Origin of the sequence: Streptomyces durbertensis, assembly GCF_014156695.1 — a bacterium.
GTDB lineage: Bacteria > Actinomycetota > Actinomycetes > Streptomycetales > Streptomycetaceae > Streptomyces > Streptomyces durbertensis.
In genome coordinates this window covers 1-4,562 of the sequence record NZ_WMLF01000435.1, presented here as the reverse complement: position 1 = coordinate 4,562, position 4,562 = coordinate 1, and the positions used below count along the sequence as shown (strand labels likewise).

Annotated in this window: 4 protein-coding genes; 3 read left to right on the top strand and 1 reads right to left on the bottom strand. The window is 73.1% G+C overall.

What is annotated here, in order from left to right:
* The first annotated feature begins 70 nt into the window (after positions 1–70).
* From GL263_RS22110 to GL263_RS22100, 3 genes are all read left to right on the top strand, one after another.
* Positions 71–1,855, top strand: coding sequence for a DEAD/DEAH box helicase (locus GL263_RS22110; RefSeq protein ID WP_182857496.1), 1,785 nt, complete (start codon positions 71–73; stop codon positions 1,853–1,855).
* Positions 1,856–2,205: 350 nt separating this feature from the next.
* A complete protein-coding gene (locus GL263_RS22105) occupies positions 2,206–2,934 on the top strand; it encodes an IclR family transcriptional regulator (RefSeq protein WP_182857495.1) in 729 nt (242 codons plus the stop codon).
* Between the two features lie 69 nt (positions 2,935–3,003).
* Positions 3,004–3,804, top strand: coding sequence for a S16 family serine protease (locus tag GL263_RS22100; protein ID WP_438947988.1), 801 nt, complete (start codon positions 3,004–3,006; stop codon positions 3,802–3,804).
* A gap of 57 nt (positions 3,805–3,861) precedes the next feature.
* On the opposite strand, the gene GL263_RS22095 is transcribed toward GL263_RS22100, so the two are convergent.
* Complete coding sequence (locus GL263_RS22095; RefSeq protein ID WP_182857494.1) at positions 3,862–4,368, bottom strand: Lrp/AsnC family transcriptional regulator; 507 nt, start codon at positions 4,366–4,368, stop codon at positions 3,862–3,864.
* Between the last annotated feature and the right edge of the window lie 194 nt (positions 4,369–4,562).

Below are 4,562 nucleotides of genomic sequence, written 5' to 3'. Positions count from 1 at the left end.
CCCGGGGTCGGGGGTGGGGGCCGGTAGGCTGACGCGGTTGTCGTAGCCGAGACCCTGCCCCGCGGAGACCGTGAGTACCACCACCTCGCACCATCTGTCCCCGGCGTTCCCCGGCCGCGCTCCCTGGGGTACGGCCAGCAAGCTGCGTGCCTGGCAGCAGGCCGCGATGGAGTTGTACCTGCAGAAGCAGCCGCGTGACTTCCTGGCCGTGGCGACGCCCGGCGCCGGTAAGACGACGTTCGCGCTGACGCTGGCGTCGTGGCTGCTGCACCACCACGTGGTGCAGCAGGTCACCGTGGTGGCCCCGACCGAGCATCTGAAGAAGCAGTGGGCCGAGGCCGCCGCCCGGATAGGGATCAAGCTGGACCCGGAGTACAGCGCGGGCCCGGTGGGCCGCGAGTACCACGGCGTGGCGGTGACGTACGCGGGTGTCGGCGTGCGGCCGATGCTGCACCGGAACCGGTGCGAGCAGCGGAAGACGCTGGTCATCCTGGACGAGATCCACCACGCCGGCGACACCCGCTCGTGGGGCGAGGCGTGCTTCGAGGCGTTCGACCCGGCGACGCGGCGGCTCGCGCTGACCGGTACGCCGTTCCGGTCCGACACCAACCCGATCCCGTTCGTGAGCTACGCGGAGGACGGCGAGGGCATCCGCCGCTCGGTGGCGGACTACACCTACGGCTACGGCAGCGCGCTCGCCGACGGTGTCGTGCGTCCGGTGATCTTCCTGTCGTACAGCGGCAACATGCGGTGGCGCACCAAGGCCGGCGACGAGATCGAGGCCAAGCTCGGCGAGCCGATGACCAAGGACGCGATCTCCCAGGCATGGCGGACCGCGCTGGACCCGCGCGGCGAGTGGATGCCCAGCGTGCTGCGGGCGGCGGACCGGCGGCTGACGGAGGTGCGGAAGGCGATACCGGACGCGGGGGCGCTGGTGATCGCCGCCGACCAGGACTCGGCGCGCGCCTACGCCAAGCTGATCCGGGAGATCACCGGGCGGGCGGCGACCGTGGTGCTGTCCGACGATCCGGGCGCCTCGAAGCGCATCGAGGAGTTCAGCGACTCCGACGACCGCTGGATGGTGGCCGTGCGGATGGTGTCGGAGGGCGTGGACGTGCCGCGTCTGGCGGTCGGGGTGTACGCGACGACGATCTCGACGCCGCTGTTCTTCGCCCAGGCCGTGGGCCGCTTCGTGCGGTCGCGGCGGCGCGGCGAGACGGCGTCGGTGTTCCTGCCGACGATCCCGATGCTGCTGGGCTTCGCGCACGAGATGGAGGTCGAGCGCGACCACGTGCTCGACAAGCCGAAGAAGGGCGGCGACGAGGACCCGTACGCCGAGGAGGCCGACCTGCTGAAGGAGGCCGAGCGGCAGCAGGACGAGGACACCGGCGAGCAGGACCAACTCCCCTTCGAGGCGTTGCAGTCGGACGCTGTCTTCGACCGGGTGATGTACGACGGCGCCGAGTTCGGCATGCAGGCGCACCCGGGCAGCGAGGAGGAGCAGGACTACCTGGGCATCCCCGGCCTGCTGGAGCCCGACCAGGTGCAGATGCTGCTCCAGAAGCGGCAGGCGAAGCAGATCGCGCACAGCCGCAAGCGCCCGGACGCCGAGGCGGACCTCCCGGAGATCCCCGCCGAGCGGCGGCCGGTCGTCACCCACAAGGAGCTGCTGGAGCTGCGGCGGCAGCTCAACACGATGGTCGGCGCGTACGTGCACCAGAGCGGGAAGCCGCATGGCGTGATCCACACCGAGCTGCGCCGGGCGTGCGGCGGCCCGCCGGCCGCCGAGGCGACGGCCGGGCAGTTGCGGCAGCGCATCGCCAAGGTGCAGGAGTGGGCGACCCGGATGCGCTGAGCGCGGCCGGTGACGAGCGCGGCCGGTGACGAGCGCGGCCGTGGCGGGATGGCGGCACAGGCCACGCCGGGGGTCCGCGTGCGGCGCCGCGCGCCGGGAGTTTCCCGGCAAACCGGCGCGTGGGGTCGCATTTCGCCGTCGGCCCGTCGCCCGGATTCTGGACGGAGTCTTCCGGTAAGCGGAGCGGGTCGCTAGGTTTCGGACACGCACACGCCCCGTGGCAGCGCCGCCCCGGAGCGCAGCCGGTACGACCTGAAGCGCCGACCGGTGGCCTCCCGGTATGCCCTGCGCACGGGACAGCAGCGACGGACTGTCGTCGGAGGCCGCCACTCACCCGAGGAGGGGGCGTCGTGACCGCGGAGACTTCTCAGACGCTCGACCGGGGACTACGCGTCCTCAAGCTGCTCGCCGACACCGACCACGGACTGACCGTCACCGAACTCTCCCACCGGCTCGGTGTCAACCGGACCGTCATCTACCGACTGCTGGCCACCCTGGAGCAGCACGCCCTGATACGCCGCGACCTGGGCGGCCGGGCCCGGGTGGGGCTGGGCGTGCTGCGTTTGGGGCGGCAGGTGCACCCGCTGGTGCGGGAGGCCGCGCTGCCGGCGCTGCGCTCACTGGCCGAGGAGGTCGGCGCGACGGCGCACCTGACCCTCGTCGACGGCCAGGAGGCGCTGGCGGTCGCCGTGGTCGAGCCGAGTTGGACGGACTACCACGTCGCCTACCGCACCGGTTTCCGGCATCCGCTGGACCGGGGCGCGGCGGGGCGGGCGATCCTCGCCGGCCGGCAGCGTGAACTGGAGCCGGCGGGCGCGGAGCCGGCCGGCGGGATGTCGGTGTCGCGCAACGGCTACGGCGATTCGGCCGTGCCCACCGAGGAACTGCTGACCGACGGCGGCTTTGTGCTGACCCACGGTGAGTTGGAGGCCGGCGCGAGTGGCGCGGCGGCGCCGCTGCTCGGGGTGAGCGGGATCGAGGGCAGCGTGGGTGTGGTGATGCTGTCCGAATCCGTACCGGAGCGGATCGGCCACCGGGTGGTGGCGGCGGCCCGCGAGGTGTCCGACGCCCTGCGCTGAGCGTCGCCGCGACGCGGAGCGTGCCTCCCCTGGCCACGGTTGTGGCGGTGGGTGCTCTAGATTGCTGGGGTGAGTTCTCGCCCCGCGCCCCGTCGCCGTACCGTCCTCGCGCTGTGTGCCGTCCCGGTGGCCGGCCTGCTGGCGGTGGCCGCGCTGGCGCCGCTGCCGTTCGCGGTGGCCCAGCCCGGAGTGACGGCCGACGTGCTCGGCGAGCACCGCGGCGAGCCGGTGATCACGGTCAGCGGCCGGGAGCCGGTGGAGCGCGGTGAGGACGGCAGACTGCTGATGACCACGATCGCCGCGACGACGCCGGAGACCCCGGTGCGGCTCGCGGACGTGGTCTCCGGCTGGTTCGCGCGGGACCGCGCGGTGATGCCGAAGGAGGCCGTCTACCCGACCGGGGACTCCCCGGCGGAGATCCGACGGCACAACACCAGGCAGATGGAGAGGTCGCAGGACGCCGCGGTGAGCGCGGCACTGCGGCAGTTGCGCCTCTCGGAGGGCGACGTCGACGTGGAGCTGCGGCTGTCCGACATCGGCGGGCCCAGCGCCGGACTGCTGTTCGCGCTCGGCCTGGTGGAGACGTTGGACGGGGACGGCCGCGGCGGGGAGCTGACCGGCGGCCGGGTGATCGCCGGTACCGGCACGATCCGGCCCGACGGCACGGTCGGGCCGGTGGGCGGCGTGCCGCTGAAGACGCAGGCCGCGCGGCGCGACGGCGCGACGGTGTTCCTCGTGCCGGAGGCCGAGTGCGCGGTCGCGAAGGCCCAGCTGCCCGAGGGGCTGCGGCTGGTCCCGGTGCGGACGCTGAACGGCGCGGTCGACGCGCTGAAGGCGCTCGACGACGGCGGCCCCGTCCCGAGCTGCTGAGTCCGGGCCGCCGAGTCGGAGCTGCTGGGCCTCTGCCCGCCGGCGAGCGCGACGCCCTCAGTCCTCGCTTCCCACGGCCTGCGCCTCGGGCGGCGGCGAGATGCCGGCGGCCTGCCGGACCAGGGGGATGATCCGCAGCGGAACCGGGTTCTCCATGACGATCGCGGTGGACGCCCGCACGATCCCGGCGAAGCCCACGACCCGGTCGATGACACGCTGCAGGTCGGCGTTGGAGCGGGCGACGAGCCGGCACAGCATGTCGCCGTGCCCGGTGATGGTGTGGAGTTCCAGCACCTCCGGCACGGTCGCCAGGTGCGCCCTGACGTCCTGTCCCTGGCCCTGCTTGATCTCCAGCGTCGCGAACGCGGTGACGGGGTAGCCGAGCGCCGCCGGGTCCACGTCCGGACCGAAGCCCCGGATCACCCCGGAGGACTGAAGCCGGTCGAGCCGGGCCTGTACCGTGCCCCTGGCGACGCCCAGCCGCCGGGACGCCTCCAGCACTCCGACGCGCGGCTCGTCGGCGAGCAGCTGGATGAGTCGTCCGTCCAGTCGGTCCACGCCCATGCGCGGTTCCCCTCTCCGTGACCTGCTTCTCCGGACCCGCACCTCCGGACCTGCCTCTCCGTGGCCCGGGATGTGGTGGTCATCATGTACAGATGGACCGGCGCCACCGCCAGTCCGCTGGGCAGATTGTCCAGCAAACGGCGGAACTATTGCGCATCCTGCGGTTCGGCGGGAACCTGCGGCCATGACTGAGC